Here is a 3,542-nt window from a genome sequence, read left to right on the forward strand (position 1 = left end):
AGGCAGTCCACGACCCGAACCGCGAAGTCGTGCGCCTCCGGGTTCGCCGGGTCCTTCTCCCACGGCGGCAGCGGCCGCAGGCCCGCGCACGCCTCCTGCGCCGCCTCGTCCACCCTGACCTCCTCGGGCGTGGCCGCCCGCATCTCCGTGCCACCCCTCTCGGAACCGGACCCGCTCACCGGAACCCCGCTGCGCTCCGCCACGCACTCCTGGTGCGGCCTCCACAACGCGTCCAGGTCCTCGGGCGACATGTCCAGCCGCTCCCGAGGCCGCTCCCGCTCGGTCGACGCGGCCGGGGCCTGCCCGGTCCCGGACGACAACGACGCCACCTCGGGCGCGACCTCCGGAGCCGAGCACCCGACGAGCGCGAGCACCACGGCCCCCACCACCAGCACTGCCTTCATCCCGAACTCCTCACCGCAGAAGGAAAACCCACCACAACCCCACGAACCCACGCCGCTCTTCACCCACCGCGCCGCGCCACCTACTGCGCCGCCAGCGCCTGCGTGGGCGTCAACCGACTGGCCCGGATCGACGGGTACAACCCCGCCACCGCCCCCACCACGACCGCCGCGACCACCCCGCCGCCCACCGCCGCCACCGGGATCACGACCGGCCACGAGCGCAGCCCCGCGTACCCGACCACCGCGACCACCCCGAGCCCCGTCCCCGCGAGCCCGCCCAGCGCCGACAGCAGCACCGCCTCGATGAGGAACTGCCCCCGGATCTGCCCGCGCGTCGCCCCGAGCGCCCGCCGCAGCCCGATCTCCCGCCGCCGCTCCAGCACCGAGATGACCATCGTGTTGGCCACCCCGACCCCGCCGACCAGCAGCGCCACCCCGGCCCGCCCCAGCAGCAGCGCCGAGAACGAGCTCTCGGTCGCCCGCTTCGCCGCCAGCGCGTCGGACGGCCTGCTCACCTGCACCTTGCCCGGAGCCTCCGGGTGCAGGGTCGCCGCCAGCGCCGTCCGCACCGCCTCGATGGACTCCTCGCGCGCCTTGACGTAGACCACCGTCGGGCGCCCGTCGAACCCCAGCTCCGCCTTCGCCGCGTCCCACCCGACGAGCACCGACCGCTCGACGTCCGGCGCGAGCGGCATCGGGGCCAGCACCCCCGCCACGGTGAACCTGGTCCGTCCGATCTGGACCGTCGGCCGCTCGCCGGTCTCCGGGACCCGGTCGATCCCGAGCCTGCCCGCCGCCACGTGTCCCAGCACCACGAACGGAAAAGCCTGCGTCGACCCGGTGATGTACTCCCCGCTCGCCACTCTCCCGTTCACGGTCTCCAGGAGTCCGAGGCTGGTTGCGAGCACCGCGAGGTCAGAACTCGCGGAATCACCCACAAGATCGGACCGGCGCACGCGGGTGTGCGTGTTGGCCACCGCCGCTGACGCCGTCACCGGCCCGATCCGCCCGGCCATCCCCGCCGACGCCTCCGGCAGCGGAACGGGCTCCTGCCCGCTGGGGGCCATCTGCGCGCGCAGCGTGTTGGTGCCCAGCGCGGTCAGCTCGTCCATCAGCGCCCGCTGGCCGGACGCCGGGATGCCGGTCACCACCACGACCGTCGCGATCCCCAGCGAGATCCCCAGAGCCGACAGCACCGCCCGCAGCTTCCGGGTCCGCAGCCCGATCATGCCCAGCGACAGCAGGTCCGCCAGCGCCAGCCGGGGCGGCGACGGCGGCCCCGAGGGCCGCGCGACCGGCTCGAACCGCTCGGTCGCCTCCGACGACGGCGCGCTCACCGCCCCACCCCCGAGTCCGCCACGACGCGCCCGTCCCGCAGCTCGACCCTGCGGGGCAGCGCCGCCGCGATGTCCCGGTCGTGGGTGATCACCGCGATCGTCGTGCCCTGCCGGTTCAGCTCGAACAGCAGCTCCAGCACCGACCGCCCGGTCGCCGTGTCCAGCGCGCCGGTCGGCTCGTCGGCCAGCACCAGCGCGGGCCGGTTCACCACGGCCCGCGCGATCGCCACCCGCTGCCGCTCGCCGCCGGACAGCTCGTGCGGCCGGTGCCCGCCCCGGTGGCCGAGCCCGACCCGCTCCAGCGCGGCCTCCGCGAGCCGGGTCCGCGCCCCGCGCCGCACCCCGGTGTAGCGCAGGCCCTCCGCGACGTTCTCCACCGCCGTCAGCCCGTCGGACAGGTGGAACTGCTGGAACACGAACCCGATCCGGCTGCCGCGCAGCGCCGACAGCGCCCGGTCGGACAGCTCGCGCACGTCGTGCCCGTCCACCTCGGCCGGCCCCGCGCTGGGCAGGTCCAGGGTGCCGATGATGTTCAGCAGCGTGGACTTGCCCGACCCGGACGGCCCGACGATCGCCAGCAGCTCGCCCCGCTCCACGCGCAGCGACACCGAGTCCAGCGCGGTCACCCCGCCGGGGAACCGCTTGCCGACCCCGCGCAGCTCCAGCACCACCTCCGCGCCCGCCCCGACCGGCCGGACCCGAGTCGTCCCGGCCTGGACCGGCCTGATCCGCGCGGTCGCGTCCGCCGCGCTCACCGGGCCACCACCACGACCATGCCCTCCACCACGTCCGGCCCGCTGATCTCGACCCGGCTCTGCGAGTGCATCCCGGTCTCCACGGCCTTCAGCGCGCCACCGGGCGACTGCACCGCGTACCCGCCCTCGCGCAGCGCCACCAGCGCCTCCAGCGGCACGGACAGCACGCCCTCCCGCCGCTCCGTGGTGATCTTCACCTGCACCGGGGCCGAGTCCAGGTCGGCCACGTCCTCGTTCCGGTCCGGCGTCGCCACCACCTCGATCTGCGGCCCGGCGCCCTGCCCCTGCTCACCGCTCACCGCCGTGCCCACCGAGCTGATCGTGCCCAGCACGTCCCGCCCGTCCGGCCTGGTCAGCAGCACCTTCGCGCCCTGTGACACCGCGCCCGCCTCGGTGGGGGAGACCTGGAGCACGACGACCTTGCCGGTGGGCGTGACCTGGAACAGCTCCTCCGAGGCCACCGCACCCGGCTGGGCGGTCACCGACGACACCCGCACCGGACCCGCCAGCACCAGCACCTGACCGGGCTCGACCTTCCCGGTGTCCGGCAGCCCGACCTCGCGCTGCCACTTCTTCAGCGCCGCGACCACGCGCGGGGTGAACTCGGCCTTGCTGTCGTCGTCCGGCCGGATGCCGACGGTGTAGCCCAGGGCGGCCAGGTTGTCCATCACCACGGCCACGTCCGAGCCCTTCACGCCGGGCTCCTCCAGCTTGCGGAACAGCGGCGTCGCCCCGAAGAACACCGGCACCGGCCGGTCGTCCACCCGGTGCAGCGCCTTCCCGCGCTCGGCGGTCGCGCCCACCTGCGGCAGCGCCGTCACCGTCCCGGCGCCGCCGCCCTTGACCGGCTTGGGTGCGCCGAAGCCCAGGGTCCCCCGGAGCGAGCGGGTGTTGGTCAGAGCGGTCCGCTCGACGGTGGCGGTCTCGACGTCGGGCCGGTCCGCCGACGGGTCGGCCTGCGGCGCGTCGGGGCGCAGCAGCAGCACGGCCGCGCCCGTCACGACGGCCAGCGCGACCACCGCGGCGACGACGGCCCGGCTACGGGT

The 3,542-nt window shown here is 75.5% G+C and carries 4 protein-coding genes; all 4 read right to left on the reverse strand.

The features are described from left to right. On the reverse strand, nucleotides 1-404 hold a 404-nt coding region (locus ACTUAL_RS06195; RefSeq protein ID WP_440899567.1), incomplete at its 3' end, for a hypothetical protein. A gap of 80 nt (nucleotides 405-484) precedes the next feature. Further along, complete coding sequence (locus tag ACTUAL_RS06200; RefSeq protein WP_440899569.1) at nucleotides 485-1,633, reverse strand: ABC transporter permease; 1,149 nt, start codon at nucleotides 1,631-1,633, stop codon at nucleotides 485-487. Nucleotides 1,634-1,737: 104 nt separating this feature from the next. Further along, on the reverse strand, nucleotides 1,738-2,412 hold the full coding sequence (locus tag ACTUAL_RS06205; protein WP_440899570.1) for an ABC transporter ATP-binding protein: 675 nt from the start codon (nucleotides 2,410-2,412) through the stop codon (nucleotides 1,738-1,740). 80 nt (nucleotides 2,413-2,492) lie between these two features. After that, nucleotides 2,493-3,542, reverse strand: a 1,050-nt coding sequence (locus ACTUAL_RS06210; protein ID WP_440899568.1) for a peptidoglycan-binding protein, incomplete at its 5' end; no start/stop codon positions are given.

This window comes from Actinosynnema sp. (assembly GCF_052038725.1).